At 47.5% G+C, this 552-nt stretch carries 1 protein-coding gene; it reads left to right on the top strand.

Annotated features, from left to right (window positions below; all coding sequences use genetic code 11):
• Window positions 1-69: 69 nt before the first annotated feature.
• The coding region (gene cpaB, locus B3O33_RS12305; protein WP_292363719.1) for a Flp pilus assembly protein CpaB at window positions 70-552 on the top strand (483 nt) is incomplete at its 3' end.

Here is a 552-nt window from a genome sequence, read left to right on the forward strand (position 1 = left end):
AAGAAAGAAAAAAATAAAGCAATCCGTTATGGACGGTGATACGGATTAAATAAATAACTGGAGTCAGAGATGAGTAGTTCTGCCTTACGTATTTTGGCAATTTTATTGGCTATCGGTGCAACGGTTTTAGGGTATATAGGATATCAAGCAAGTCAGGATACCCAGCCCCCGGAAAGCCGTATGGCCGAGTCCTCTGAAGCAGCTCCGATAAGCTACCCCATTGTTATCGCGGCAAGAGATATTGCTCCCGATCATAAAATCGTTGCGGAGGATATCAAGGTGACAATGGTAGACAAGCAAGTAAAAGACAGTTTTAGCGAGCCACCACCACTTATCGGTCTAAGCAGCCGGATGACAATTGCTGCTGGCGAAATGCTGTTGCCGGAACATTTCCAGTCATTAAGTGCCGTCACGGCTAATCTTCATCCGGGTGAGAGGGCGGTGGCGGTGAAAGTAGATGAGGTCACGGGCGTTGGTGGCTACATCGAACCGGGTGACAAGGTGGATGTTTTACTGTTTCTGCCTGCCGGACAGGAAACGGATAAAAAAAGC

The organism is Methylophaga sp. UBA1464, from assembly GCF_002325665.1.
Taxonomy (GTDB): domain Bacteria; phylum Pseudomonadota; class Gammaproteobacteria; order Nitrosococcales; family Methylophagaceae; genus Methylophaga.